22 protein-coding genes are annotated in these 26,348 nt (G+C 70.2%); 16 read left to right on the forward strand and 6 right to left on the reverse strand.

Annotated elements, in window-relative coordinates; genetic code table 11:
* The first annotated feature begins 4 nt into the window (after positions 1-4).
* From ACH4D5_RS27575 to ACH4D5_RS27635, 13 genes are all read left to right on the forward strand, one after another.
* Entirely contained in the window at positions 5-883 is an 879-nt protein-coding gene (locus ACH4D5_RS27575; protein ID WP_398307504.1) for a hypothetical protein, read from the forward strand.
* Between the two features lie 96 nt (positions 884-979).
* On the forward strand, positions 980-3,004 hold the full coding sequence (gene uvrC, locus ACH4D5_RS27580) for an excinuclease ABC subunit UvrC (RefSeq protein WP_398307506.1): 2,025 nt from the start codon (positions 980-982) through the stop codon (positions 3,002-3,004).
* On the forward strand, positions 3,001-3,939 hold the full coding sequence (gene rapZ / locus ACH4D5_RS27585; protein WP_398307508.1) for an RNase adapter RapZ: 939 nt from the start codon (positions 3,001-3,003) through the stop codon (positions 3,937-3,939). Before uvrC ends, rapZ begins: the two co-directional genes overlap by 4 nt.
* On the forward strand, positions 3,936-4,958 hold the full coding sequence (gene yvcK / locus ACH4D5_RS27590; RefSeq protein WP_398307510.1) for a uridine diphosphate-N-acetylglucosamine-binding protein YvcK: 1,023 nt from the start codon (positions 3,936-3,938) through the stop codon (positions 4,956-4,958). Before rapZ ends, yvcK begins: the two co-directional genes overlap by 4 nt.
* A complete protein-coding gene (whiA, locus tag ACH4D5_RS27595; protein WP_398307512.1) occupies positions 4,949-5,953 on the forward strand; it encodes a DNA-binding protein WhiA in 1,005 nt (334 codons plus the stop codon). Before yvcK ends, whiA begins: the two co-directional genes overlap by 10 nt.
* Positions 5,954-6,144: 191 nt before the next feature.
* Positions 6,145-9,105 carry a M14 family zinc carboxypeptidase gene (locus tag ACH4D5_RS27600; RefSeq protein WP_398307514.1) on the forward strand — a complete coding sequence of 987 codons (2,961 nt, stop codon included), beginning with the start codon at positions 6,145-6,147 and terminating at the stop codon, positions 9,103-9,105.
* 189 nt (positions 9,106-9,294) lie between these two features.
* A complete protein-coding gene (gap, locus tag ACH4D5_RS27605; protein ID WP_362995487.1) occupies positions 9,295-10,305 on the forward strand; it encodes a type I glyceraldehyde-3-phosphate dehydrogenase in 1,011 nt (336 codons plus the stop codon).
* A gap of 106 nt (positions 10,306-10,411) precedes the next feature.
* A complete protein-coding gene (locus ACH4D5_RS27610) occupies positions 10,412-11,623 on the forward strand; it encodes a phosphoglycerate kinase (RefSeq protein ID WP_398307516.1) in 1,212 nt (403 codons plus the stop codon).
* A gap of 6 nt (positions 11,624-11,629) precedes the next feature.
* On the forward strand, positions 11,630-12,406 hold the full coding sequence (tpiA, locus tag ACH4D5_RS27615; RefSeq protein WP_398307518.1) for a triose-phosphate isomerase: 777 nt from the start codon (positions 11,630-11,632) through the stop codon (positions 12,404-12,406).
* 101 nt (positions 12,407-12,507) lie between these two features.
* Positions 12,508-12,738: a preprotein translocase subunit SecG gene (secG, locus tag ACH4D5_RS27620; RefSeq protein WP_055702100.1), complete on the forward strand. Its 231-nt coding sequence runs from the start codon at positions 12,508-12,510 to the stop codon at positions 12,736-12,738.
* A 159-nt stretch (positions 12,739-12,897) separates the two neighbouring features.
* Entirely contained in the window at positions 12,898-13,233 is a 336-nt protein-coding gene (locus tag ACH4D5_RS27625) for an RNA polymerase-binding protein RbpA (RefSeq protein ID WP_329389108.1), read from the forward strand.
* Positions 13,234-13,402: 169 nt separating this feature from the next.
* Positions 13,403-15,055 (forward strand): glucose-6-phosphate isomerase, encoded by a 1,653-nt coding sequence (gene pgi, locus ACH4D5_RS27630; RefSeq protein ID WP_398307520.1) that lies wholly within the window; start codon positions 13,403-13,405, stop codon positions 15,053-15,055.
* Between the two features lie 88 nt (positions 15,056-15,143).
* Positions 15,144-15,632 carry a DUF2087 domain-containing protein gene (locus ACH4D5_RS27635; RefSeq protein ID WP_398307522.1) on the forward strand — a complete coding sequence of 163 codons (489 nt, stop codon included), beginning with the start codon at positions 15,144-15,146 and terminating at the stop codon, positions 15,630-15,632.
* 52 nt (positions 15,633-15,684) lie between these two features.
* Here ACH4D5_RS27635 and pgl read toward each other — a convergent pair whose 3' ends face one another.
* From pgl to tkt, 5 genes are read right to left on the reverse strand one after another with little or no spacing between them, the layout of a single operon-like run.
* The gene (gene pgl, locus ACH4D5_RS27640; RefSeq protein ID WP_398307524.1) at positions 15,685-16,464 is read right to left on the reverse strand and encodes a 6-phosphogluconolactonase; all 780 of its coding nucleotides are present in this window, start codon (positions 16,462-16,464) and stop codon (positions 15,685-15,687) included.
* Positions 16,461-17,510: a glucose-6-phosphate dehydrogenase assembly protein OpcA gene (gene opcA / locus ACH4D5_RS27645; protein ID WP_398307526.1), complete on the reverse strand. Its 1,050-nt coding sequence runs from the start codon at positions 17,508-17,510 to the stop codon at positions 16,461-16,463. The genes pgl and opcA overlap by 4 nt, the downstream gene beginning before the upstream one ends.
* Positions 17,507-19,030 (reverse strand): glucose-6-phosphate dehydrogenase, encoded by a 1,524-nt coding sequence (zwf, locus tag ACH4D5_RS27650; protein WP_398307528.1) that lies wholly within the window; start codon positions 19,028-19,030, stop codon positions 17,507-17,509. Before zwf ends, opcA begins: the two co-directional genes overlap by 4 nt.
* A gap of 6 nt (positions 19,031-19,036) precedes the next feature.
* The gene (tal, locus tag ACH4D5_RS27655) at positions 19,037-20,155 is read right to left on the reverse strand and encodes a transaldolase (protein ID WP_398307530.1); all 1,119 of its coding nucleotides are present in this window, start codon (positions 20,153-20,155) and stop codon (positions 19,037-19,039) included.
* 34 nt (positions 20,156-20,189) lie between these two features.
* A complete protein-coding gene (gene tkt / locus ACH4D5_RS27660) occupies positions 20,190-22,277 on the reverse strand; it encodes a transketolase (RefSeq protein ID WP_398307532.1) in 2,088 nt (695 codons plus the stop codon).
* Positions 22,278-22,696: 419 nt separating this feature from the next.
* Here tkt and ACH4D5_RS27665 point away from each other — a divergent pair, with 419 nt between their 5' ends.
* The 3 genes from ACH4D5_RS27665 (at position 22,697) to ACH4D5_RS27675 (ending at position 25,277) form a co-directional block, all read left to right on the forward strand.
* Positions 22,697-23,650: a heme o synthase gene (locus ACH4D5_RS27665; protein WP_365357022.1), complete on the forward strand. Its 954-nt coding sequence runs from the start codon at positions 22,697-22,699 to the stop codon at positions 23,648-23,650.
* Between the two features lie 78 nt (positions 23,651-23,728).
* Complete coding sequence (locus tag ACH4D5_RS27670; protein ID WP_398307534.1) at positions 23,729-24,076, forward strand: hypothetical protein; 348 nt, start codon at positions 23,729-23,731, stop codon at positions 24,074-24,076.
* A 103-nt stretch (positions 24,077-24,179) separates the two neighbouring features.
* Positions 24,180-25,277, forward strand: coding sequence for an amidohydrolase family protein (locus ACH4D5_RS27675; protein WP_398307536.1), 1,098 nt, complete (start codon positions 24,180-24,182; stop codon positions 25,275-25,277).
* Here ACH4D5_RS27675 and ACH4D5_RS27680 read toward each other — a convergent pair.
* Entirely contained in the window at positions 25,257-26,285 is a 1,029-nt protein-coding gene (locus tag ACH4D5_RS27680) for a heme A synthase (protein WP_398307538.1), read from the reverse strand. The genes ACH4D5_RS27675 and ACH4D5_RS27680 overlap by 21 nt on opposite strands.
* Between the last annotated feature and the right edge of the window lie 63 nt (positions 26,286-26,348).

Consider the following 26,348-nt stretch of genomic DNA (forward strand, 5'->3'; position numbering starts at 1 on the left):
AGCGATGACCCGTCACCTTTCCCGCCGCCTGACCCGTCCCCTTCCCCGCCGCCTGACAGGGACCGCGCTCGCGGGCACGGCCGCCACCACCCTGCTCCTCGGCCTCGCGGCCCCCGCCGCCTCCGCCGACTCCGGCCCGCCCGCGCCCTCCGCCGCCTCCCGCGACGCGGCACACCGCGCGGCCGAGGCGCCGAAGACCCTCGACACGCTCTCCCGCTTCTTCTCCCGGGAGGGAGCGGTCACCAGGTCCGCCGCCGACCCGCGGGTGGAGGGCAGGACCGTGCCCGTGTACTACCTCTCGGCGGACTTCGTCGCGGGCAAGAAGGACGCGCCGATCGCCCGCCTGGAGTTCCTCGCCAGCAAGGCCGTCTCCTCCGACGGCCAGGAAGCCTCCCTCTGGACAGTGAAGCGAGGCGGCTCGTGGCAGGTCGTGAACATCGCCACCGGGGACGACGAGACCCACTACGCGCGCGTGGGTGCGAAGAAGGCACCCGGAGGCACCGTCTTCCACGAGCCGCAGATCAACGCCTGGTACGTCCGGGACGACCGGGACGGTGACCACGCGCGCGTGCTGCCCCTCGACAAGGACGCGGTACGCGCTGTCGGCGCCGAGGGGACCACGGTCGCCGCCTACCGCGAGCGCGTCCGGAAGGCGTACGCCGACAAGCTGCCCGGCTCCGCGTACGAGAAGTCGGGCAAGGCGGGCGGCTACGACACCGACAAGCCCGCGCGGACCTCCGCCGGGGCCCCGGCGCAGGCCTCCGGCCAGGACGACGGCCCGGTCACGGTGGCCTCCTCGATAGCGGGCGCGGGCGCCCTGCTCGCCCTCGGCCTCTCCGGAGCGGCGCTCGTCCGGCGCCGCGCCGCCCGGCAGGAGGGCTGACCCCCGCGAGCGGCGGACGGACCACCGGCCGCCGCTCCCACCGGCGGAGCCGTACGCCGCCCCGGACTGTCGGTGCCCGCCAGTAGGCTGTCCGACATGGCCGACCCTTCCAGCTACCGCCCCAAGCCGGGACAGATCCCCGACGCCCCGGGGGTCTACAAATTCCGCGACGAGCACCGCCGGGTGATCTACGTCGGGAAGGCCAAGAGCCTGCGCCAGCGCCTGGCCAACTACTTCCAGGACCTGGCCGGGCTCCACCCGCGCACCCGCTCCATGGTGACGACGGCCGCCTCCGTCGAGTGGACCGTGGTGACCAACGAGGTCGAGGCGCTCCAGCTGGAGTACACCTGGATCAAGGAGTTCGACCCCCGGTTCAACGTCAAGTACCGCGACGACAAGAGCTATCCGTACCTCGCCGTGACGATGAACGAACAGTTCCCGCGCGTGCAGGTGATGCGCGGCGCCAAGAAGAAGGGCGTGCGCTACTTCGGTCCGTACGGCCACGCGTGGGCGATCCGCGACACCGTCGACCTCCTCCTGCGCGCCTTCCCCGTCCGCACGTGCTCCGCGGGCGTGTTCAAGAACGCCACCCGCACCGGCCGCCCCTGCCTCCTCGGCTACATCGGCAAGTGCTCGGCGCCCTGTGTGGAGCGCGTCACACCCGATGCCCACCGTGAACTCGCCGAGGACTTCTGCGACTTCATGGCCGGCCGCACGGGCACGTACATCCGCCGGCTCGAGCGGCAGATGGCGGACGCCGCCGAGGAGATGGAGTACGAGCGTGCGGCCCGCCTGCGCGACGACATCGAAGCCCTGAAGAAGGCGATGGAGAAGAGCGCCGTCGTCCTCGCGGACGCCACGGACGCCGACCTCATCGCCCTCGCCGAGGACGAGCTCGAAGCCGCCGTGCAGATCTTCCACGTCCGCGGCGGCCGGGTCCGCGGACAGCGCGGCTGGGTCACCGACAAGGTCGAGGCCGTCACCAGCGGCGACCTCGTCGAGCACGCCCTCCAGCAGCTGTACGGCGAGGAGAGCGGCGACGCCGTGCCCAAGGAGGTGCTCGTCCCCGCGCTGCCCGACCCGATAGAACCGGTCCAGGAGTGGCTGACCGAGCGCCGCGGCGCGAGCGTCTCGCTGCGCATCCCGCAGCGCGGCGACAAGAAGGCCCTCATGGAGACCGTCGCGCGCAACGCGCAGCAGTCCCTCGTCCTGCACAAGACCAAGCGCGCCTCCGACCTCACCACGCGCTCGCGCGCCCTGGAGGAGATCGCCGCCGCCCTGGAGCTGGACAGCGTCCCCCTGCGCGTCGAGTGCTACGACATCTCGCACCTCCAGGGCGACGACGTCGTGGCGTCCATGGTCGTCTTCGAGGACGGCCTCGCCAGGAAGAGCGAGTACCGCCGCTTCCAGATCAAGGGCTTCGAGGGCCAGGACGACGTCCGCTCCATGCACGAGGTGATCACGCGCCGCTTCAAGCGCTATCTCGCCGAGAAGGAGCGGAGCGGGGAGTGGGTCGACGAGGAGACGGGGGAGGTCGCCGACCTCGGGCCCACCGAGGAGGACGGCCGCCCCAAGCGGTTCGCGTATCCGCCGCAGCTCGTCGTCGTGGACGGCGGGCAGCCGCAGGTCGCGGCCGCCAAGAGGGCCCTGGACGAGCTCGGCATCGACGACATCGCGGTCTGCGGCCTCGCCAAGCGCCTGGAGGAGGTCTGGGTCCCCGACGAGGACGACCCGGTGATCCTGCCGCGCACCAGCGAGGGTCTCTACCTCCTCCAGCGGGTACGTGACGAAGCCCACCGCTTCGCCATCACCTACCAGCGCAACAAGCGGTCCAAGCGCTTCCGCGCCGGGCCGCTGGACGCCGTGCCGGGCCTCGGCGAGGCCCGCAAGCAGACGCTGATCAAGCACTTCGGTTCGGTGAAGAGGCTCCGATCCGCGACAATCGACCAGATCTGCGAGGTCCCGGGAGTGGGCCGCAAGACGGCCGAGGCCGTCCTCGCGGCCCTCGCCGGGGCGGTTCCCGCCGGCCCCGCCGTGAACACGGCGACCGGAGAGATCATGGAAGAGGAGGAGCCCGTGACCGCGGGCGCCTCGGAAGAACGACGGGGGCAGGAGACATGAGCGAGCACGACGAAGGTGAAGAGCAAGTGAGTGCGGGCACGCCCATCATCGAGACACCGGGAGTCCCCGACGCCGCGATCCCCGAGCTGGTGATCATCTCCGGGATGTCCGGCGCCGGACGCAGCACGGCGGCCAAGTGTCTGGAGGACCTCGGCTGGTTCGTGGTCGACAACCTGCCGCCCGCCCTGATCCCCACCATGGTGGAGCTCGGCGCCCGCTCGCAGGGCAACGTCGCCCGCATCGCGGTCGTCGTCGACGTGCGCGGCAGGCGCTTCTTCGACAACCTCCGCGAGTCCCTCGCCGAGCTGGAGGCGAAGAACGTCACGCGGCGCATCGTCTTCCTGGAGTCCTCGGACGAGGCCCTGGTCCGCCGTTTCGAGTCGGTCCGCCGCCCGCACCCGCTGCAGGGCGACGGCCGCATCGTCGACGGCATCGCGGCCGAGCGCGACCTCCTGCGCGAGCTGCGCGGCGACGCCGACCTGGTCATCGACACCTCCAGCCTGAACGTGCACGAGCTGCGCGCCAAGATGGACGCCTCGTTCGCGGGCGAGGAGGAGCCCGAGCTGCGGGCCACCGTCATGTCCTTCGGCTTCAAGTACGGCCTGCCGGTCGACGCCGACCTCGTCGTGGACATGCGCTTCCTGCCCAACCCGCACTGGGTCCCCGAGCTGCGCCAGTACACCGGCCAGAACGAGGAGGTCGCCGCGTACGTCTTCAACCAGCCCGGCGCCAAGGAGTTCCTCGACCGGTACGCCGAACTGCTCCAGCTCATCGCCGCGGGCTACCGCCGTGAGGGCAAGCGGTACGTGACGATCGCCGTCGGCTGCACGGGCGGCAAGCACCGCTCCGTCGCCATGTCCGAGAAGCTCGCGGCGCGCCTCGCGTCCGAGGGCGTCGAGACCGTCTTGGTCCACCGGGACATGGGGCGCGAGTGAAGCCGACCCGCCGGACCGTCCGCCTGAGCCGACTGGGCCGCAAGCGGGGCACCCAGCCGAAGGTGGTCGCGCTCGGCGGGGGCATGGGACTGTCCGCCTCGCTCGCCGCGCTGCGCCGCATCACCGGAGCCGGAGACCTCACCGCCGTCGTCACGGTCGCCGACGACGGCGGCTCCAGCGGCCGCCTGCGCGACGAGCTCGGCGTGCTGCCGCCCGGCGATCTGCGCAAGGCCCTCGCCGCGCTGTGCGGCGACGACGACTGGGGCCAGACGTGGTCCCGCGTCATCCAGCACCGCTTCCAGTCCAAGGGCGACCTGCACGAGCACGCGGTCGGCAATCTGCTGATCGTCGCCCTGTGGGAGCAGCTCGGCGACCATGTGCAGGCCCTGGACCTGGTCGGCCGGCTGCTCGGCGCGCAGGGCCGAGTCCTGCCCATGTCGGCCGTGCCGCTGGAGCTCCAGGCCCTCGTCAAGGGCCACGACCCGGACCGGCCCGACGACGTGGACACCGTGCGGGGGCAGGCCACCGTCGCGCTCACGCCCGGCGAGGTCCAGTCCGTGCACGTCGTCCCGCACGACCCGCCGGCCGTCCCCGAAGCGGTCGCCGCCGTCCTCGACGCGGACTGGGTGGTGCTCGGTCCGGGCTCCTGGTTCTCCTCTGTGATTCCGCATCTCCTCGTGCCCGAACTGCTCGACGCGCTCACCGCGACGAAGGCCCGCAAGGTCCTCTCCCTCAACCTGGCGCCGCAACCGGGAGAAACCGATGGCTTCTCTCCGCAGCGTCATTTGGAGGTTTTGGCCCGACACGCCCCTAAACTCGCCCTGGACGTGGTGCTGGCCGACGAGGCCGCCGTGCCCGACCGTGAGTCGCTCACCGATGCCGCCAAGCGGCTCGGCGCCACGGTCGAGCTGGCGCCGGTGGCCCGGCCCGACGGGACTCCGAGGCACGACCCGGAGCTCCTGGCAGCCGCGTACGACCGTATTTTTCGGATGCATGGAAGGATCGGCCCATGGCGATGACGGCAGCGGTGAAGGACGAGATCTCCCGGCTCCCCGTCACCCGGACCTGCTGCAGAAAAGCAGAGGTCTCGGCGATCCTGCGGTTCGCGGGCGGCCTGCACCTGGTGAGCGGCCGCATCGTGATCGAGGCGGAGCTGGACACCGCGATGGCCGCCCGGCGGCTCAAGCGGGACATCCTGGAGATCTTCGGACACAGCTCGGAGCTGATCGTGATGGCCCCCGGCGGCCTGCGACGCGGCTCGCGTTACGTCGTCCGGGTGGTCGCGGGCGGCGATCAGCTGGCCCGCCAGACGGGCCTCGTGGACGGCCGCGGCCGCCCCATCCGGGGCCTGCCGCCGCAGGTGGTCTCGGGGGCCACCTGCGACGCGGAGGCGGCCTGGCGCGGGGCCTTCCTCGCGCACGGCTCGCTCACCGAGCCCGGCCGCTCCTCCTCCCTGGAGGTGACGTGCCCCGGCCCGGAGGCCGCGCTCGCCCTGGTCGGCGCCGCCCGCAGGCTCCAGATCGCGAGCAAGGCCCGCGAGGTGCGCGGCGTGGACCGCGTGGTCGTCCGCGACGGCGACGCGATCGGCGCGCTCCTGACCCGCCTCGGGGCGCACGAGTCGGTCCTGGCCTGGGAGGAGCGGCGGATGCGGCGCGAGGTGCGCGCCACCGCCAACCGCCTGGCCAACTTCGACGACGCGAACCTGCGCCGCTCGGCCCGCGCGGCCGTCGCCGCGGGCGCCCGGGTGCAGCGCGCCCTGGAGATCCTCGCCGACGAGGTCCCGGAGCACCTCGCGGCCGCCGGACGCCTGCGCATGGAGCACAAGCAGGCGTCGCTGGAGGAGCTGGGCGCGCTCGCCGACCCGCCGCTGACCAAGGACGCCGTCGCGGGCCGCATCCGACGGCTGCTCGCCATGGCCGACAAGCGGGCCCAGGACCTCGGCATCCCGGGCACGGAGTCCAACCTCACCGAGGAGATCGCGGACAACATGCTCGCGGAGAACATGGCGGTCTGACGCCCGCCCCGCACGCGTCTCCTCTCGCGCGCCTTCTCCCGCACGTCTCCTGAGCCGCTGGCGCCCCACCGGGCGCCAGCGGCTTTCGTGTGCCCGCGCCGCACGCCTTCACCCACCGTATTGACATGATCATGCACTGTCACGAGCCTGGCATCCCGCACACCCGTGCCGGACAACCGCAAGGGGGGCTCATGAGACGAAGAGCGAGCGCGAGATCGGTTCTCGCCGCGAGCGCACTGATCGTCGGCGGACTTGTCACCGCCCCGCACGCCCAGGCCGACGGGCCCGCGAAGGCCCCGGCCGCCGACGACCCGGCAGCCATCGGCGTCTACCAGGCCGAGGTCACCAAGAAGCAGATCCCGATCCTCGTCGCGGCGGGCCAGGACGCCCACGAACTCGCCGGACAGGCGCCCGAGCGCGGCACCGGCCGCGTCGAGCTGTATCTGACCGAGCGCCAGGCGAAGGCCATCGAGCGCAAGGGCATCGAGCTCAGCGAGCACAAGGTGTCGGCGGCGACGCAGCAGCGGCTCAAGGCCGCGGGGGACGGCGTCTACCGGCCGTACAGCGGAAAGGGCGGTCTCCAGGAAGAGATCGTCAGGACCGGGCAGGCCCACCCCGGCCTCACCAAGGTCGTCTCCATCGGCAAGAGCCTCCAGGGCAAGGACATCCTCGCCCTGAAGCTCTCCAAGAACGCCAAGAAGTCCAAGGACGGCTCCAAGCCGTCCACGCTCTACCTGTCCAACCAGCACGCGCGCGAGTGGATCACCCCCGAGATGACCCGCCGCCTGATGCACCACTACCTGGACAACTACGGCAAGGACAAGCGCATCACCAAGCTCGTGAACTCCACCGAGCTGTGGTTCGTGCTCTCCGCCAACCCCGACGGCTACGACTACACGCACGCCGCCGACGGCAACCGCCAGTGGCGCAAGAACCTCCGCGACATCGACGGTAACGGGAAGATCGCCCCGGGCGACGGCGTCGACCTCAACCGCAACTTCGCCTACAAGTGGGGCTACGACAACGAGGGCTCGTCCCCGAACCCGTCCTCCGAGACCTACCGCGGCACGGGCCCGATGTCCGAGCCGGAGACGAAGGCGCTCGACCGCTTCCAGAAGCGCATCGGCTTCACGTACGGCATCAACTACCACTCCGCGGCCGAACTGATCCTCTATGGAGTGGGCTGGCAGGTCGCCACGCCGACCCCGGACGACGTGCTCTACCGGGCGCTCGCCGGCACGCCCGAGAAGCCCGCGATCGCCGGCTACCACCCGCAGGTCGCCTCCGAGCTCTACACCACCAACGGCGAGGCCGACGGACACGCGGGCAACATCAACGGCATCCCGATGTTCACCCCGGAGATGTCCACCTGCCAGACCGCCTCGAACGTCGACCCGAACGATGCCTGGAAGCCGGAGGACTGCGCGTCCATCTTCACCTTCCCCGACGACGAGAAGCTGATCCAGCAGGAGTTCGCCAAGAACGTCCCGTTCGCGCTCGCCGTCGCCGAGACGGCGCTCCACCCGGACCAGCCGGTCTCCGTCACCGACATCGAGGCCCCCGACTTCACCCCTGACACCTTCACCACGTCGTACGCGCGCGGCGGCGACCAGGAAGTCGCCGTCACCGCCCGCAAGTCCGTACGCGACAAGGAACTCAAGTACCGCGTCAACGGCGGCCGCACGCACGAGGAGGACCTGCGGGCCTGGAAGGGCGGCGAGACCTACGGCGGCGAGGACAACCTCTACTTCGACGAGTACCGCGCCGAGGTCGAGGACGCGCGCGTGGGCGACAAGGTCGAGGTGTGGTTCACCGGCCGCACCAAGAAGGGCCGCACCGAGAGCAAGCACTTCACCTACACCGTCGCCGAACGCCCCAGGGCCGGCACACTCGTCGTCGCCGAAGAGGGCGCGACGGCCACCCAGACCCAGAAGTACGTCGACGCGATCAAGGCCAACGGCCGCTCGGCCGCCGTCTGGGACGTCGCGAAACAAGGCGTCCCGCACCCGCTCGGCGTCCTGTCGCACTTCTCCGCCGTCGTCCACTACACCGGCGACCCCGTCCCCGGCGCACCCACCCAACTCGCCCTGCGCGACTACCTCAACGAGGGCGGCAAGCTCATCGAGTCCGGTGAGCGCGCCGGCGGCGCCGTCGACCTCGGCGCCGCCCTCACCGACGACTTCGCGCAGTACTACCTCGGCGCCTACGAACGCCTCTCCGCGCCCGGCGCCACGAGCTTCAAGGGCAGTGGCGCGCTCGACGGAGTGAGCACCCCGCTCGCCGCCGCCGGCGCCAACCCGCTCGACAAGGCGGGCCGCTTCACCGTCACCTCCGACAGCCTGCCGCCCGAGAAATTCCCGCAGTTCAGGAGCGCGGCAGCGGGCTCCTACCCCGGTCTCAGCAACCCCTATGCGCCCTTCGCGGGCCAGGGCATGGCCTCGGCCACCCACGCCGACCAGGACTGGAAGCGGCTGACCCGCACCATCGACCTGACCGGCGTCACGGCCGCCGACCGCCCCGAGCTGCGGTTCGCGCTCAACTGGAACCTGGAGCCCGGCTACGACCACGGGCTGCTCGAAGCCCACACCGCGGGCGCCGACGACTGGACCACACTGCCCGACAAGAACGGCAATACGTCCACCACCGTGCCCGCCGAGTGCGCGGCCGGCTTCTTCGTCAACGGCCACCCCTTCCTGCGCCACTACCTGACGGTGGGCGCCGACGCCTGCACGGCCTCCGGCACCAGCGGCGCCTGGAACAGCTTCACCGGCTCCTCCGGCGGCTGGAAGCCCGTCGCCTTCGACCTCAGCGCCTACGCGGGCAAGAAGGTCGAGGTCTCGCTCAGCGCCGTCACCGACCCCTCCAGCGGCGGCCGCGGCCTCTTCGCCGACAACGCGCAACTGGTCGTCGGCGGCACCGCCACGGAGACCGAGGGATTCGAGACGTCGCTCGGCTCCTGGAGCGCCGCGCCGCCCCCGGCCGGCAGCCCCAATATCACAGGTGACTGGACGCGGACCGGGGAGCTCTACCGATCCTTCGCGGCGGTCACAGCGCGTGACAGCGTGCTGCTCGGCTTCGGGTTCGAGCATGTGCCCGGAAGTGCCGAGAGGGCCGCTCTTATGGGCGCCTCCCTGGCACATCTGCGCAGCTGACAGTGCGTAATCGGGACCAAGGTCCCGGTGGCCCGTACCCCTACTGCGGGGTACGGGCCTTTGTGCCGCTTACGGCCCCTCTCGATGTCACCTCAGAGGCTTCAGAGAGGTAGGGTCGGAGGCGGTCGGGGACATCCCATACAACTCGCCGGCGTCTAAAACCGGCGTACCAACGAGGAGATCGGTTTCGTGACGATCCGCGTAGGCATCAACGGCTTTGGCCGCATCGGTCGCAACTACTTCCGCGCGCTGCTCGAGCAGGGTGCGGACATCGAAGTCGTGGCTGTCAACGACCTGGGTGACACCGCGACCACGGCCCACCTGCTGAAGTACGACACCATCCTGGGCCGCCTCAAGGCCGAGGTGTCGCACACCGAGGACACCATCACGGTCGACGGCCACACCATCAAGGTGCTGTCCGAGCGCAACCCCGCCGACATCCCGTGGGGCCAGCTGGGCGTCGACATCGTGATCGAGTCCACGGGCATCTTCACCAAGAAGGCCGACGCCGAGAAGCACATCGCCGGTGGCGCCAAGAAGGTCCTCATCTCGGCTCCGGCCAAGGACGAGGACATCACCATCGTGATGGGCGTCAACCAGGACAAGTACGACGCGGCCAACCACCACGTCATCTCCAACGCCTCCTGCACCACCAACTGCGTGGCGCCGATGGCCAAGGTTCTCGACGAGAACTTCGGCATCGTCAAGGGCCTGATGACCACGGTGCACGCGTACACCAACGACCAGCGCATCCTGGACTTCCCGCACAAGGACCTGCGCCGCGCCCGCGCCGCCGCCGAGAACATCATCCCGACCACCACCGGTGCCGCCAAGGCCACCGCGCTGGTCCTGCCGCAGCTCAAGGGCAAGCTCGACGGCATCGCCATGCGCGTCCCGGTCCCGACCGGCTCCGCCACCGACCTGGTCGTCGAGGTCTCCCGCGAGGTCACGAAGGACGAGGTCAACGCCGCGTTCAAGAAGGCCGCCGACGACGGCGACCTGAAGGGCTACCTCTTCTACACCGAGGACCCGATCGTGTCGTCCGACATCGTCAGCGACCCGGCCTCCTGCACCTTCGACTCGTCGATGACGATGGTCCAGGACGGCAAGTCGGTGAAGATCCTCGGCTGGTACGACAACGAGTGGGGTTACTCCAACCGTCTCGTCGACCTCACGGTCTTCGTCGGCGGTCAGCTCTAACCACCAGAGCAGGCACCTCGATGTGAGCACAGGGTTCGTCCCGCGCGATGATGCGCAGGACGGGCCCTGTTGCACGTCAGCGTCAGCCCTCCCAAGGAGTCCAGTAGTGAAGACGATCGACGAACTTCTCGCCGAAGGGGTCGAAGGCAAGCGGGTCTTCGTCCGCGCCGACCTCAATGTGCCGCTCGCCGACGGCACCATCACCGACGACGGCCGCATCCGCGCCGTCCTGCCGACCGTCAAGGCCCTCGCCGACGCGGGCGCCAAGGTCGTCGTGGCCTCGCACCTGGGCCGCCCCAAGGGCGCCCCGGACCCGGCCTTCTCGCTGCTGCCGGCCGCCGAGCGGCTCGGTGAACTCCTGGGCGGGTCCGTCGCGTTCGCGCAGGACACCGTCGGCCCCGCCGCGCACGACGCGGTGAACGGCCTGCAGCCCGGCCAGGTCGCAGTCATCGAGAACCTGCGCTTCAACGCGGGCGAGACCAGCAAGGACGACACCGAGCGCGGCGAGTTCGCCGACCAGCTCGCCGCCCTCGCGGACGTCTACGTGGGCGACGGCTTCGGCGCCGTGCACCGCAAGCACGCCTCCGTCTTCGACCTGCCGGCCCGCCTGCCGCACTACGCCGGCTACCTCATCGCCACCGAGGTCGGCGTCCTCAAGAAGCTCACCGACGACGTCAAGCGGCCCTACGCCGTGGTCCTCGGCGGCGCCAAGGTCTCCGACAAGCTCGGCGTGATCGACCACCTCCTTGAGAAGGCCGACCGCATCCTCATCGGCGGCGGCATGGCCTACACCTTCCTCAAGGCCCAGGGCCACGAGGTCGGCATCTCCCTCCTCCAGGAGGACCAGATCCCGGCGGTGAAGGAGTACATGAAGCGCGCCGAGGAGAAGGGCGTCGAATTCGTCTTCCCCGTCGACGTGCTGGTCTCCGCCGAGTTCCCCGACCTGAAGACCAAGGCCCCGGCCAACCCCACGACGGTCGCCGCCGACGCCATCCCGGCCGACCAGGAGGGTCTCGACATCGGCCCCGAGACCCGTAAGCTCTACGCCTCGAAGCTCTCCGACGCGGCCACCGTCTTCTGGAACGGCCCGATGGGCGTCTTCGAGCACCCCGACTACGCCGAGGGCACCAAGGCGGTCGCCCAGGCGCTCCTCGACTCCCCGGCCTTCACGGTCGTCGGCGGCGGCGACAGCGCCGCGGCCGTGCGGACGCTGGGCTTCGACGAGAACGCATTCGGCCACATTTCCACCGGTGGCGGCGCCTCCCTCGAATACCTCGAGGGCAAGACGCTCCCCGGCCTCGCGGCACTGGAGAACTGACACCTGATGACTAAGCGCACCCCGCTGATGGCGGGCAACTGGAAGATGAACCTCAACCACCTCGAGGCCATCGCCCACGTGCAGAAGCTCGCCTTCGCCCTGGCGGACAAGGACTACGAGGCCTGCGAGGTCGCCGTCCTGCCGCCCTTCACCGACCTGCGCTCCGTGCAGACCCTCGTCGACGGCGACAAGCTCAAGATCAAGTACGGCGCCCAGGACATCTCGGCGCACGACTCCGGCGCCTACACCGGCGAGATCTCGGGCCCGATGCTGGCCAAGCTGAAGTGCACCTACGTCGCCGTGGGCCACTCCGAGCGCCGCCAGTACCACAACGAGACCGACCAGATCTGCAACGCCAAGGTGAAGGCCGCCTTCAAGCACGGCCTGACCCCGATCCTCTGCGTCGGCGAGGGCCTGGACATCCGCAAGGCCGGCCAGCAGGTCCAGTACACGCTGAACCAGCTCGACGGCGGCCTGAAGGACATCCCGGCCGAGCAGGCCGAGACCATCGTGATCGCCTACGAGCCGGTCTGGGCGATCGGCACCGGCGAGGTCGCGACCCCCGAGGACGCGCAGGAGGTCTGCGGCGCGATCCGCGCCCGCCTCGCCGAGCTGTACTCCCAGGAGCTCGCCGACAAGGTGCGCATCCAGTACGGCGGCTCCGTCAAGGCGAAGAACGTCGCCGACATCATGGCGCAGCCCGACGTGGACGGCGCGCTGGTCGGCGGCGCCGCGCTGGACTCCGACGAGTTCGTCAAGATCGTTCGCTTCGGCGACCAGTGAGTATGCGCTAGCGGCGTTACGTCGTACCCTGACGGGGGCCGAAGCCTGCCTTCGGCCCCCGTCGTCGTTTCAGATCCGAGGAAGTTGGTCCAGCCGTGGTTATGGGGTTCTCGATCGCCCTGATCGTCTTCAGCCTGCTGATGATGCTGCTGGTGCTGATGCACAAGGGCAAGGGCGGCGGTCTCTCCGACATGTTCGGTGGCGGCATGCAGTCGTCCGTCGGCGGCTCCTCCGTCGCGGAGCGCAACCTCGACCGCATCACGGTCGTGGTCGGTCTGCTCTGGTTCGCCTGCATTGTCGCGCTCGGCCTGCTGATGAAGGCGAACAACTAGCGCCGCCCGCTGCCCGCTTGTCCGGTGCAGCCCAGCGTGCGCGGCTTATCATGGGGCTTGCGTCCGGGGGAGGGGTGTAACTCCCAACACTGGACGCGCGTTGGGCCTTACGTAAACTGAGGCGCCCGCAGCAGCACCATCACGCAGGGAGTTACGACCGTGGCAAGTGGCAACGCGATCCGAGGAAGTCGGGTCGGGGCGGGGCCGATGGGCGAGGCCGAGCGCGGTGAGTCCGCGCCGCGTGCGCGCATCTCCTTCTGGTGCTCCAACGGGCACGAGACGCAGCCGAGCTTCGCCAGCGACGCGCAGATCCCCGACACGTGGGACTGTCCCCGCTGCGGCTTCCCGGCAGGTCAGGACCGGGACAACCCGCCGGACCCGCCGCGCACCGAGCCGTACAAGACGCACCTGGCGTACGTACGGGAGCGGCGCAGCGACGCCGACGGCGAGGCCATCCTCGCGGAAGCGCTCGCCAAACTGCGGGGCGAGATCTAGCACTTGAGAGCCGGCCGGGCACCGAGAGGTGTCCGGCCGGTTTCTTTCTCCCGGCACGTGTGCGGACAGACAGTTTCGGACATCTCATCCCGCTCTCTGATCGATTAGGTTGGAGGATGCAGCGGGGCACATGGACGTACGCGCGTACGAGAGAAGGCTGAAGTCCGAGATGAACGCAGAAAGCCGCGCCAGGCTCGATCAGACTCCCGAATGGACGGCGCTCGCCGAGCACCGTGAGCGGCTGGGGGAGGTGCAGCTGCGCGAGCTGTTCGCCGCTGACCCGGCCCGTGGCACGGCGTACACCCTCCAGGTCGGCGACCTGCACATCGACTATTCCAAGCACCTCGTCACCGCCGAGACGCTGACGCTGCTGCGCGAGCTCGCCGCCGCGACCGACGTCTTCGGCCTGCGGGACGCCATGTTCCGCGGCGAGAAGATCAACACCACCGAGGACCGCGCGGTCCTGCACACCGCGCTGCGCGCCCCGCGGGACGCCGTCATCGAGGTCGACGGCGAGAACGTCGTCCCCGCGGTGCACGCCGTCCTCGACAAGATGAGCGCCTTCTCGGAGAAGGTCCGCTCCGGCGAGTGGACCGGTCACACCGGCAAGCGCATCAAGAACGTCGTCAACATCGGCATCGGCGGCTCCGACCTCGGCCCCGCGATGGCGTACGAGGCGCTGCGCTCCTTCACCGACCGCGGCCTCACGGTCCGCTTCGTGTCGAACGTGGACGGCGCCGACCTGCACGAGGCCGTGCGGGACCTGGACGCCGCCGAGACGCTGTTCATCATCGCCTCGAAGACGTTCACCACCATCGAGACGATCACGAACGCCACATCGGCGCGCGACTGGCTGCTGACCGAGCTGAAGGCCGGCCAGGACGCCGTCGCCAAGCACTTCGTGGCCCTGTCGACGAACGCCGAGAAGGTGTCGGAGTTCGGCATCGACACGGCCAACATGTTCGAGTTCTGGGACTGGGTCGGCGGCCGCTACTCGTACGACTCCGCGATCGGTCTCTCCCTGATGATCGCCATCGGGCCCGACCGCTTCCGCGAGATGCTCGACGGCTTCCACCTCGTCGACGAGCACTTCCGCACCGCGCCCGCCGAGTCCAACGTGCCTTTGCTGATGGGCCTGTTGGGCATCTGGTACGGCAACTTCCACGACGCGCAGTCGCACGCCGTCCTGCCGTACTCGCACTACCTCTCCAAGTTCACCGCGTACCTCCAGCAGCTGGACATGGAGTCCAACGGAAAGTACGTCGACCGGGACGGCAAGGAGGTCGACTGGCAGACGGGCCCGGTCGTCTGGGGGACGCCCGGCACCAACGGCCAGCACGCCTACTACCAACTCATCCACCAGGGCACGAAGTTGATCCCGGCGGACTTCATCGGCTTCGCCGAGCCGGTCGCCGACCTGCTGCCGGGCCTGGTCGCCCAGCACGACCTGCTGATGGCCAACTTCTTCGCGCAGACCCAGGCGCTGGCGTTCGGCAAGACGCCCGACGAGGTGCGTGCCGAGGGCGTCGCGGAGGAGCTGGTCCCGCACAAGACGTTCAAGGGCAACCACCCGACGACGACGATCCTCGCCAAGGAGCTGACCCCCTCGGTCCTCGGCCAGCTCATCGCGCTCTACGAACACAAGGTCTTCGTCCAGGGCGCCGTCTGGAACATCGACTCCTTCGACCAGTGGGGCGTCGAGCTCGGCAAGGTCCTCGCCAAGCGCGTCGAGCCCGCCCTGACCGAGGGCGCCGAGGTGCCGGACCTGGACGGGTCGACGACGGCGCTGGTCGCCAAGTACCGCGATCTGCGCGGCCGTTGAGCCTCATCATGAGTTAATCGGATGCGGGTGCCCCGCCCGGCGGGTGACACTGCTTCGGCTCTGTCACCCGCCGGGAGGGAACCCCGTCATGGACCAGCTGCTCGCCGCGCTCGCCGACCCCGAGAGACTCCGGCTGTACGCGCGCATCGTCCTCGACGACCTGCCGCCGCGCGAGGCCGACTCCGCCGTCGCCCGCAGGCACCTGGGACGCCTGCTCGCCAGTGGGCTCGTGGAGCGGCTGCCCGACGGGTCGCTGCGGGCCGACCCGGCCGTCTTCCGGCGCTCGCCGCTCCCCGTGGACATCCATCCCGCCGTCCCGCGCCGGCTCACCGGGTTCTTCGCACACGGCCGCCTCACGGCCATTCCCGTGCGCCCCGTCGTGCGCCACGAACTCCTCGTCCATCTCACGGACACCCTGTTCGACACCGGCCGCGTCTACAGCGAACGCGAGGTCAACGACGCGTTCCGCACCGTCCACGACGACACCGCGGCGCTGCGGAGGTACTGCGTCACCGACGGCCTCCTCGTCCGCGACCAGGACGGCAGCAGCTACCGCCGCGTCCCCGCCCACGCCTGAGGGCCCCGCACCGGGTGGTGCGGGGCCCTCTTGCACGTACGACCGGAGGCCGCTACGCCACGGCCGGCGGATACAGCTCCGGCGGGAGCTGCGAGGCCGCCGCGGCGTCGAGCAGCCACAGCGTGCGCGAGCGGCCGTAGGCGCCGGCCGCCGGGGCCTGCACCTCGCCGGCGCCCGACAGGGCGATCGCCGCGGCGTTCGCCTTGTCCTCGCCCGCCGCGAGCAGCCACACCTCGCGGGCCGCCCGGATCGCCGGGAGCGTGAGCGAGATGCGGGTCGGCGGGGGCTTCGGCGCGCCGTGCACGCCGACCACCGAGCGCTCCGTCTCGCGCACCGCGGGGAGCTCCGGGAAGAGCGACGCGACATGCGTGTCCGGGCCGACGCCGAGCATCAGGACGTCGAAGGACGGCACGGGGCCGTGGTCCTCGGGGCCCGCGGCCGCGGCCAGCTCGGCGGCGTAGTGCTCCGCCGCCGCGTCGACCTCGTACGGACCGTCGGATGCGGGCATCGGATGCACCCGGGCCGGATTGACCGGCACCGAGTCGAGCAGCGCCTCCTTGGCCTGGGTGTAGTTGCGCTCCGGGTCGCCGTCCGGCAGGAACCGCTCGTCGCCCCACCACAGGTCGAGCCGCGACCAGTCGATCGCGTCCTTCGCCGGGGACGCACCCAGCGCCGCGAGCAGGCCGTTGCCGTTGCGGCCGCCGGTGAGGACCACCGACGCGTGGCCGCGGGCGGCCTGCGCGTCGACGATCTTCGTGATGAGGCGGGCCGCCGCGGCCTGCGCCATCAGCTCCTTGTCGCGGTGGACGACGAGCTGCGGGGCCGCGCTCACTTCGCGGCCGCCTTCTTGGCGGCGGTCTTCTTCGCCGGTGCCTTCTTCGGCTCGGCGGACGCCGCGGAGTCACCGGACTCCCGGGCCTCCTCGGCCGTCTCGGTCACCCGCTCGGTGGGCGTCTGCGCCAGCCGGTCCACGCCGTACTTCAGTGCGGAGGCGTAGGTGTCGTCCGGGTCCAGGCGCCGCAGCTCCTCGGCGATCAGCTCGGCCGTCTCGCGGCGCTTGAGCGCCACCGCGCGGTTGGGCTGGCCCTCGATGTGCAGCGTGGCGAGCGAGCCGTCGGCCCGGTCGAGCACGATGGGGCCGCAGTCGGTCTCCATGCGCACACCGGTCAGACCGGGGCCGGGCGAGAGCGCCCGCTTCACCGGTACGTCGAGCCGGTCCGCGAGCCACATGGCGAGCAGCTCACAGCTCGGGTTGAACTCCTCGCCGTCGACCTGCACCGACTTCACCTTGCAGGCGATCTGGTCCAGGGCGGCCGCGAGCATCGAGCGCCAGGGCGTGATGCGCGTCCAGGACAGGTCCGTGTCGCCGGGGTGGTAGGCCGCGGCGCGGGCGGTCAGCTCCTCGATGGGGTGCTCGGCCGCGTACGTGTCCGTGACGCGCCGCTGGGCCAGGGCGCCGAGCGGGTCGTTGGCCGGGTCCAGCGGGGCGTTCACCGGCCACCAGACGACCACGGGGGCGTCGGGCAGCAGCAGCGGCAGCACGACCGACTGGGCGTGGTCGATGACCTCGCCGTACAGCCGCAGGACCACCGTCTCGCCGGTGCCCGCCTCCACGCCGACCCGCACCTCGGCGTCGAGGCGCGAGCTGGTGCGGTCACGCGGCGAGCGCGCGGCCCGCTTGATGACCACGAGGGTGCGCGAGGGGTGCTCGCGCGACGCGTCGTTGGCCGCCTTCAGGGAGTCGTAGGCGTTCTCCTCATCGGTGACGATGACGAGGGTCAGGACCATGCCGACGGCCGGGGTGCCGATCGCCCTGCGGCCCTGCACGAGCGCCTTGTTGATCTTGCTGGACGTGGTGTCCGTAAGGTCGATCTTCATGGCCGACGCCAGCTCCGTCCGTCTCGTGCGAGCATTTCGTCCGCCTCGGTCGGGCCCCAGGTGCCGGCCGGGTACTGCGCGGGCTTGCCGTGCTTGTCCCAGTACTCCTCGATCGGGTCGAGGATGTTCCAGGACAGCTCGACCTCCTCCGTGCGCGGGAAGAGGTTGGCGTCGCCGAGCAGGACGTCGAGGATCAGGCGCTCGTACGCCTCGGGGCTGGACTCGGTGAAGGACTCGCCGTACGCGAAGTCCATCGAGACGTCCCGGATCTCCATGGAGGTGCCGGGCACCTTCGAGCCGAACCGGACCGTGATGCCCTCGTCCGGCTGGACGCGGATGACGATCGCGTTCTGCCCGAGCTCCTCGGTGGCGGTGTGGTCGAAGGGGGAGTGGGGAGCGCGCTGGAAGACCACCGCGATCTCCGTGACCCGACGGCCGAGCCGCTTGCCGGTGCGCAGGTAGAAGGGGACGCCCGCCCAGCGGCGGTTGTCCACCTCCAGCTTGATCGCCGCGTAGGTGTCGGTCTTCGACTTGGGGTCGATGCCGTCTTCCTGGAGGTAGCCGACGGCCTTCTCGCCGCCCTGCCACCCCGCGGCGTACTGCCCGCGGACCGTGTTCCTGCCGAGGTCCTTCGGCAGCCGGACGGCGCCGAGGACCTTCGCCTTCTCGGCGACCAGCGCGTCCGCCTCGAAGGAGGCGGGCTCCTCCATCGCGGTCAGCGCCATCAGCTGGAGCAGGTGGTTCTGGATGACGTCGCGGGCGGCGCCGATGCCGTCGTAGTAGCCGGCGCGGCCGCCGATGCCGATGTCCTCGGCCATCGTGATCTGGATGTGGTCGACGTACGACCGGTTCCAGATCGGCTCGAACATCTGGTTGGCGAAGCGCAGCGCCAGGATGTTCTGGACGGTCTCCTTGCCGAGGTAGTGGTCGATCCGGAACACCTGGTCCGGGGCGAACACCTCGTGCACGATCGCGTTCAGCTCCTGGGCCGACGCGAGGTCGTGGCCGAACGGCTTCTCGATGACCGCGCGGCGCCAGCACCCCTTGGGGGCGTCCGCGAGCTCGTGCTTCTTGAGCTGCTGGACGACCTGCGGGAAGAACTTCGGGGGCACGGAGAGGTAGAAGGCGAAGTTGCCGCCGGTCCCCTGCGCCTTGTCGAGCTCCTGGATGGTGGCCTTGAGCTGCTCGAAGGCGTCGTCGTCGTCGAAGTTGCCCTGGACGAAGCGCATGCCCTGGATGAGCTGCTGCCAGACCTCCTCGCGGAACGGCGTGCGGGAGTGCTCCTTGACCGCGTCGTGGACGACCTGGGCGAAGTCCTCGTCCTCCCAGTCGCGGCGGGCGAAACCAATCAGAGAAAAGCCCGGCGGCAACAGACCTCGGTTGGCGAGGTCGTAGACGGCAGGCATCAGCTTTTTACGGGACAAATCGCCCGTGACGCCAAAGATGACCAGGCCCGACGGCCCCGCGATACGCGGGAGCCGTCGGTCTGCGGCGTCACGCAGCGGATTGCTGCTTGACAAAATGGGTCAGCCCTTCGCGGGAGCGAGGCGCTTGAGCTCGGCCTCAGTCGACTTGAGCAGGTCGGTCCAGGACGCCTCGAACTTCTCGACGCCCTCGTCCTCGAGCAGCTGCACGACCTCGTCGTACGAGATGCCGAGCTTCTCCACGGCGGCGATCTCGGCGCGAGCCTGGTCGTAGGTGCCCGCGATGGTGTTGCCGGTGATCTGGCCGTGGTCGCCGGTGGCTTCCAGGGTCGCCTCGGGCATGGTGTTCACCGTGTTGGGCGCGACGAGCTCGTCGACGTACAGGGTGTCCTTGTACGCGGGGTCCTTGACGCCGGTCGAGGCCCACAGCGGACGCTGCTTGTTGGCCTGCGCCTTGTCGAGCGCGGCCCAGCGGTCGGAGGAGAAGACCTCCTCGTACGCCTCGTAGGCGAGCCGGGCGTTGGCGAGCGCGGCCTTGCCCTTGAGGGACTTGGCCTCGTCCGTGCCGATGCCGTCCAGGCGCTTGTCGATCTCGGTGTCCACGCGGGACACGAAGAAGGACGCCACGGAGTGGATCTTCGAGAGGTCCAGGCCGCGCTCCTTGGCCTTCTCCAGGCCCGCGAGGTACGCGTCCATGACCATGCGGTAGCGCTCCAGCGAGAAGATCAGCGTGACGTTGACGCTGATGCCGAGGCCGATGACCTCGGTGATCGCCGGGATGCCCGCCTGGGTGGCCGGGATCTTGATGAGCGCGTTCGGGCGGTCCACCAGCCAGGCGAGCTGCTTGGCCTCGGCCGTCGTGGCCTTGGTGTTGTGCGCCAGGCGCGGGTCGACCTCGATGGACACGCGGCCGTCCTGGCCGCCCGTCGCGTCGAAGACCGGACGCAGGATGTCGGCGGCGTCACGGACGTCCGCCGTCGTGATCATCCGGATGGCTTCCTCGACGGTGACCTCGCGGGCGGCGAGGTCCGAGAGCTGCTGGTCGTAACCGTCGCCCTGCGAGATGGCCTTCTGGAAGATCGAGGGGTTGGTGGTGACGCCCACGACGTGCTGCTGGTCGATCAGTTCGGCGAGGTTGCCGGACGTGATCCGCTTGCGCGACAGGTCGTCCAGCCAGATCGCGACGCCTTCTTCTGAAAGGCGCTTGAGTGCGTCTGTCATGGAATTACATCTCCTACTTGGTCGTATATGGGCGTCAGCGCTGAGCGGCGGCGATCGATTCCCGGGCCGCCTGCGCCACCGCGTCGGCGGTGAAACCGAACTCGCGGAACAGCACCTTGGCGTCCGCCGAGGCACCGAAGTGCTCCAGCGAGACGATGCGTCCGGCGTCGCCCACGAAGCGGTGCCAGGTCAGACCGACGCCCGCCTCGACCGCCACGCGCGCCTTCACCGACGGCGGCAGCACGCTGTCGCGGTACCCCTGGTCCTGCTCCTCGAACCACTCGACCGACGGCATCGAGACGACGCGCGTCGGGACACCCGCGGCCTGCAGCTGCTCGCGCGCCTCGACGGCGAGCTGGACCTCGGAGCCGGTGCCGATGAGGATGACCTCCGGCGTGCCGCCCTCGGCCTCGAAGAGGACGTAGCCGCCCTTGGCGGCGTCCTCGTTGCGCTCGTACGTCGGCACGCCCTGGCGGGTCAGCGCGAGGCCGTGCGGGGCGCCCTTGCCGAACTCCTTGGTGTAGCGCTTGAGGATCTCGCGCCACGCGATGGCGGTCTCGTTGGCGTCGGCCGGGCGCACGACGTTCAGGCCCGGGATGGCGCGCAGCGAGGCCAGGTGCTCGACCGGCTGGTGGGTCGGGCCGTCCTCGCCGAGGCCGATGGAGTCGTGCGTCCACACGTACGTCACCGGCAGGTGCATGAGCGCGGACAGGCGGACGGCGTTGCGCATGTAGTCGGAGAACACCAGGAAGGTGCCGCCGTAGATGCGGGTGTTGCCGTGCAGCGCGATGCCGTTCATCTCCGCGGCCATGGAGTGCTCGCGGATGCCGTAGTGGATCGTGCGGCCGTACGGGTCGGCGCCGGGCAGCGGGTTGCCCGTGGGCAGGAACGACGACGTCTTGTCGATCGTCGTGTTGTTCGAGCCCGCGAGGTCGGCGGAGCCGCCCCACAGCTCGGGAATGACCGCGCCGAGCGCCTGGAGGACCTTGCCGGAGGCGGCGCGCGTGGCGACGGCCTTGCCGGTCTCGAACTCCGGGAGCTTCTCCTCCCAGCCCTCGGGCAGCTCGCCCTTGGCGACGCGGTCGAACTCGGCGGCGCGCTCGGAGTTGGCGGTGCGCCAGGCGGCGAAGCCCTTCTCCCACTCGGCCTTGGCCTCGCGGCCGCGGTCGAGCGCCTTGCGGGTGTGCGCGAGGACCTCGTCGGAGACCTCGAAGGTCTGCTCGGGGTCGAAGCCGAGGACGCGCTTGGTGGCGGCCACTTCCTCGTCGCCGAGCGCCGAGCCGTGCGCGGCCTCGGTGTTCTGCGCGTTCGGGGCGGGCCAGGCGATGATCGAGCGCATCGCGATGAAGGAGGGGCGCTCGGTCTCGGCCTTGGCGGCCTGGATCGCGGCGTAGAGGGCGGCGGGGTCGAGGTCGCCGTTCTCCTTGGGCGCCACGCGCTGGACGTGCCAGCCGTACGCCTCGTACCGCTTGAGGGTGTCCTCGGAGACCGCGGTCTCGGTGTCGCCCTCGATCGAGATGTGGTTGTCGTCCCACAGCAGGATCAGGTTGCCGAGCTTCTGGTGCCCGGCCAGCGACGAGGCCTCGCCGGAGATGCCCTCCTGGAGGCAGCCGTCGCCGGCGATGGCGTAGATGAAGTGGTCGAACGGGGACGAGCCGTCGGTCGTCTCCGGGTCGAACAGACCGCGCTCGTAGCGGGCGGCCATCGCCATGCCCACGGCATTGGCGACGCCCTGGCCCAGCGGGCCCGTGGTCGTCTCCACGCCGACCGTGTGGCCGTACTCCGGGTGGCCCGGGGTCTTCGAGCCCCAGGTGCGGAAGGCCTTCAGGTCGTCCAGCTCCAGGCCGAAGCCGGCCAGGTAGAGCTGGATGTAGAGGGTCAGGGACGAGTGGCCCGCAGAGAGGACGAACCGGTCGCGGCCGGTCCAGTCGGCGTCCGCCGGATCGTGGCGCATCACCTTCTGGAAGAGGGTGTACGCGGCGGGCGCGAGGCTCATGGCCGTACCGGGATGGCCGTTGCCGACCTTCTGTACGGAATCCATGGCCAGGACGCGGGCGGTGTCAACGGCCCGCTGGTCCAGTTCGGTCCACTCGAGGTCTGTGGTGGTCGGCTTGGTGCTCACCCTGAGTCAGGGCTCCTCTCCACATGTCGAATGCCGGCGGCGTAGATCCCACCGGCCGATGTCGAGCCTACCGCTGCTAGAACGCTCATTTTTTCGAGTCATTCCAGACTGCAGTGACATGCGAGGATCCGCCTGTCGAAAGGAAAGCGGAGGCATTCCGCAAGTGAATATGGGCTCGCTCATATGTCCGCTCAAAAGGCCACCGGTATCGCCCATTTGTCCGCTCAATGAACGCCCGGTTCCGCTCATGTGACGACCCGGCCCGCCACGGACGCCGTTCGGCCGGTCGCCCAACACGACCCGACCCCCGCGAAGAGCGGGGTATGGGCAACGTCTACAGTGGCGTGGTACGCGCGGGCCTTTACCGGATCTTCATGTCTGAAGGTGCTGGTCGGCCTGCTGGGATGTCTCTGTCAGGGGTGTGCGTGACGGCCGTTGAATCCCGTCCAGCGGGGGTTTCCGGGACGGACCTTAGCCCGAGCCATCGGCCGTTCGGGGCTCGTGTCAAGGCGTTCGTGGCGCTGACCAAGCCGCGGATCATCGAGCTGCTGCTCATCACCACCGTTCCGGTGATGTTCCTCGCCGAACAAGGAGTGCCCGACCTCTGGCTGGTCTTCGTGACCTGTCTCGGCGGCTACCTCTCCGCGGGGGGCGCCAACGCGCTCAACATGTACATCGACCGCGACATCGACGCCCTCATGGACCGCACGTCGCAGCGGCCCCTGGTGACCGGCATGGTCAGCCCGCGCGAGTGCCTCGTCTTCGGCATCACCCTCGCGATCGTCTCCACCCTGTTGTTCGGCTTCGCCGTCAACTGGCTCTCCGCCTGGCTCTCGCTCGGCGCGCTGCTCTTCTACGTGGTCGTCTACACGATGATCCTGAAGCGCCGCACCTCGCAGAACATCGTCTGGGGCGGCATCGCGGGCTGCCTGCCGGTCCTCATCGGCTGGTCCTCGGTCACCAACTCCATGTCGTGGGCGCCGGTCGTCCTCTTCCTCGTCATGTTCTTCTGGACGCCGCCGCACTACTGGCCGCTGTCCATGAAGGTCAAGGAGGACTACGCGCGCGTGGGCGTGCCCATGCTGCCGGTCATCGCCTCCAACAAGGTGGTCGCCCGCCAGATCGTCCTCTACTCCTGGGTGATGGTCGCCGTCTCGCTGCTGCTCCAGCCGCTCGGCTACACCGGCTGGTTCTACACCGCGGTCGCGCTGGTCACCGGCGGCTTCTGGCTGTGGGAGGCGCACGGGCTGCAGAGCCGCGCCAAGGCCGAGGTCACGGGCGGCAAGCTCAAGGAGATGCGGCTCTTCCACTGGTCGATCACGTACGTCTCGCTGCTCTTCGTCGCCGTGGCGGTGGACCCCTTCCTGCGGTAGGGGCGCCGCCCGCGGCGTGGCCGATGCCACGCCGCCCGCCTGTCGCCAGGTGATCTACCCGTCGGTAGCATCCTGCTCATGGCAGACACGCAGCAGGTGGACGACAGCAAGCAGGCCGCTCGCGCCGAGCGCAGGGCCGCCAAACTCGCCAAGGAGATCGGCACCTTCGCGCAGGCGCACGGCGGGGCCGAGGGGCAGATCGCGTACATCGGTCACGAGGGCACCCGGATCGTCCTCGTCGGCGGCGACGGCAACTGGGGCGACCTGGTGGCACCCACCTACGCCATCGCGCAGAGCGCCGTGGAGAAGGCCGGAATCACCGTCCACGAGGAGTTCGACGGTGAATTCGCCGCCAAGGTGAAGACCGGTCCCTACGAATGGACACGAATGGCGGGCATCCAGCTCGGCGGCCCGAAGAACGACTGACTGGTTGTTTCGCCCCGTGGGTGCGAGACCGGCCGAAAGCAACACCTGACACCCGGGTCACCCGTTAGGACCGTAGGAGCACGGTCCACCCTCGGGAGCCCGGATGATCGAAACGCCGTCCCTGGTGGACCAGTACTGCCATGGCGTCCTCCGTACGGAGCTGGGTCTCGGCACCTTCGAGGCCCACCTCGGCCGGGGCGAGGGACCGCCCGCCCCCGGCACCACCTTCTTCGACACCCAGACCGGCTTCGCGGTGCGCCGCTGGTGCCCGCCGCTGCTCGGCCTGGAGCCGCACTGCCCGCCGGCCCGCTATCTCGCCCGCCGCCGCGAACTGGGCGTACTGGCAACGGGCCGGCGTCTGCTCCGGGGCAGCGGCATCACCACCTACCTCGTCGACACGGGGCTGCCGGGGGATCTGACGGGCCCCGGCGAGATGGCCTCCACCGGCGACGCGGCGGCCCACGAGATCGTCCGCCTGGAGTTACTGGCCGAGCAGGTCGCCGACACCTCGGGCACCGCCGACTCGTTCCTCGCCAATCTCGCCGAGTCCGTGCACGCCGCCGCCGCGGGAGCCGTCGCCTTCACCTCGGTCGCGGGCGTACGGCAGCCGCTCGCGCTCGCCGCGGAACCGCCAGGGCCGGGCGAGGTGCGGGGCGCGGTGGGGCGCTGGCTGGCGGGGCGGCAGGTGGGCGGGGCGCTCACCGATCCCGTGCTGCTGCGGCACCTGCTGTGGATCGCGGTGGCCTCGGGCCGGCCGCTGCAGCTGCACGCCGGCGCCGGGGACCCGCAGACGTACTTCGGGGACTTCGCGCGCGCCACCGCGGGCCTCGGCACCGACCTGGTGCTGCTGCACGGCTATCCGTACCACCGCAGTGCCGCGCATCTCGCGGCCGTCTTCCCGCACGTGTACGCCGACCTCGGCCCCGCGCTCGTCCGCACCGGGGCGCGCGCGGCGGCCGTGCTCGCCGAGATCCTGGAGCTCGCGCCCTTCGGGAAACTGCTGTTCTCCAGCGGCGCGCACGGGCTGCCCGAACTGCACGTCGTCGGGGCACACCTGTTCAGGGAGGCCCTCGGACGGGTGCTCGGCACCTGGGTCGCCGAGGGCGCCTGGTCGCTCACCGACGCGCAGCGCGTGGCCGGGCTGATCGCCGCCGGCAACGCCCGGCGGGTGTACGGGCTCTCAGACGGCCGAGAGGCGTGAGTCGTCCGCCTGGGCGGGCACGTCGGCCGTCGTGAGCGGCCGCTCCCGCAGCGAGAGCAGCACGCGCATCACGGCGATCCACACCAGGCAGGAGCCGAACATGTGCAGGCCGACCAGGAGCTCGGGCAGGTCCGTGAAGTACTGGACGTAACCGATCGCGCCCTGCGCGAGGAGGATCAGGAAGAGGTCACGGGTGCGGCCCAGCGGACCGCGCGGCGCGTCGACCGCCTTCAGGACGAACCAGAGGGCGAACGTCAGCGTCACCACGATCCAGGCGAGGACCGCGTGCAGCTTGCTGACCGCCTCCCAGTCGAAGCCCATCCGCGGCACCTCGCTGGAGTCGCCGGCGTGCGGCCCGGAGCCCGTCACGATCGTGCCCACGGCGATCAGCACCGCGGAGGCCGCGACCAGGGACCACACGAGCTGCACCACGGCCTTGCCGACCAGCGGACGCGGCTCGCCGTCGCCCTCGCGGGTCCGCTGCCACATCGTGATGGCGACGGCGATCAGGGCGGAGGAGAGCAGGAAGTGCGCCGCGACGGTGTACGGGTTGAGGCCCACCAGGACCACGATGCCGCCGAGGACGGCATTGCCCATCACCAGCCAGAACTGCGCCCAGCCGAGCAGGGTGAGGCTGCGCCGCATCGGCTTCTGGGAGCGGGCCGTGATGATCGCCCAGCCGACGGCCGCGCACAGCACGTACGTCAGCAGGCGGTTGCCGAACTCGATGTAGCCGTGGAATCCCATCTCGTGGGTCGCGGTCAGCGAGTCGTCCGTGCACTTGGGCCAGGTGGGGCAGCCGAGCCCCGAGCCGGTCAGCCGGACGGCGCCGCCCGTCACCACGATGACCACCGTCATGACGAGGGAGATCAGGGCCGCCCGCTGGACGGTCCGCTGGGTGGGGGTCCAGCGCTCGGCGATGAAGGCGAGCGGGTTCCGCACGGCTTGAGCGATGTCGGCTCGGGTCACGTTTGGCACGCGCCCCATCGTAGGGGGCCGCTTGTGCATGTCTTCACGAGGGGGACGTATGCGGGAAATCTGTGACGCCGGTTACGCCCCTGGCCGCCCTTG

Origin of the sequence: Streptomyces sp. NPDC018029, from assembly GCF_044327655.1 — a bacterium.
In the GTDB taxonomy this organism is placed as follows: Bacteria; Actinomycetota; Actinomycetes; order Streptomycetales; family Streptomycetaceae; genus Streptomyces.